2 protein-coding genes are annotated in these 1,510 nt (G+C 51.5%); both read right to left on the bottom strand.

The annotated features are described in order from the left end of the window. Positions 1 to 26: 26 nt before the first annotated feature. Positions 27 to 425: a hypothetical protein gene (locus ACQ4OB_RS27795; RefSeq protein WP_430956865.1), complete on the bottom strand. Its 399-nt coding sequence runs from the start codon at positions 423 to 425 to the stop codon at positions 27 to 29. 3 nt (positions 426 to 428) lie between these two features. Beyond that, on the bottom strand, positions 429 to 1,510 hold a 1,082-nt coding region (locus tag ACQ4OB_RS27800), incomplete at its 5' end, for an RHS repeat-associated core domain-containing protein (protein WP_430956866.1).

Genomic DNA, 1,510 nt, shown 5'->3' on the forward strand with positions numbered 1-1,510 from the left:
GCTTTTTCCCTTTATCTTTATCCTAGCTACTCGTCGGAGATATCAGACTCGACCCATCGCATGAAAAATTCTTCCTGAACCTCAGGTTCATTGGTCAGATTGTTTTCCTCGTAATCAAAGATACTTACTAAATCACTTCTTAATGCTTGTTTACCCAGCGTCAGCTCATACGCTTTTACACCTAACGACATCTGTGAGGACATACTAGAGGGGTGTACGTTTATTTTTGCTCCTTTACACAAAAAAGTTACGTCACGATGGTCTTCCCTGATATGACCCAAGCATTTGTAAAAATCGTCGCCAGAGTATGAATTTCGATAACCATCTTCCATAACAAAAGTGATACTTAGGTTTTCGGAGTCACAGAGAAGCTCAGCGGATTGCCGCTTGCCATTCTTGATTATCAAAATCGTTACGCTGTCCACGTTCTATTTCCTGTTCGGATTTAAGGTGGTGTGACCAGATGGGCGACCATTAGCACCAATAGGGGTTACGCCTAAAATATCTTCTCTTTTGACTCCGCCTTGAATTGCTAACTCTCGCTCGCTACTAAACTTATATTTTTTGCCAAGCTCCGAAGTCAGATCTCGCCCAGGGATCATCCGTATGGTGTACAAAAAACCGCTTCTCATGTTGAATTTTGTTGCGAAATCGATTCCAACCTCTCTAACGGGGGTAGTGCTCACAAAATTGCTCGGAGGCTTGTTGCTATCAAGGGAATGGAGAAGCAAGTCATTGCTGTCGCCCTTGGTTTTAAATCCTTGTTCAAATATCTCATCTGGGTGACGACCGTCTCCACGATATAAATACAATTCCTCTGGGTATGACGGGAGTTGAGCTTCCCCCTCATCAACCTTAATATTCCCCGTCGGATCCTCATCCCCAAACGAGGGCCGCTTACACCCATCCCCCCCAGGACACTCACTCAACCCTAGCGGATCAACCCACCCCGTCGGATTGCGCGTGTACTGATACCCGTTTAACCCCCCCGCCAACTTGCTCGGATCCGGCGTCAAATACCGTCCGACATCAGGATTGTAGTAGCGATGCCGGTTGTAATGCAGGCCAGTCTCCGCATCGAAGTATTGCCCCTGAAACCTCAGTGGCTGATCCAGCACCTGATGGGTGTCGCGGTTGAGGCGAGTCAGGCGGCCATAGGCTGTGTATCGGGCGGCCCAGATGATGTCGCCGCTGTAATCGGTAAGTTCTTGCGGGGTGCCGAGGTGGTCGAGCTGGTAGTAGAACGGGCAGGCCTGGTCCGGGCCTTTGCCGTCGAGCATGGCCAGTGGGCGGAAAGTGCCGGGTTCGTAGAGGTAGCTGCGGTAGTGCTCGCGGCTGCTTTCGGCGATGAGGTGGTCGCCTTGCCAGAAGAATTCGGTGGTCTTGCCGTCGACGGTTTTGCTGATGCGGCGGCCGAACGCGTCGTAGCGGTAGCTGGCGCTGCGGCCGTCCGCGGTGGTGACGCCGACCAAGCGGTGCTGGCCGTCGTAGCGGTATTCGGTGACGCGTT

The organism is Pseudomonas sp. ES4 (genome assembly GCF_050586665.1).
In the GTDB taxonomy this organism is placed as follows: Bacteria; Pseudomonadota; Gammaproteobacteria; order Pseudomonadales; family Pseudomonadaceae; genus Aquipseudomonas; species Aquipseudomonas frederiksbergensis.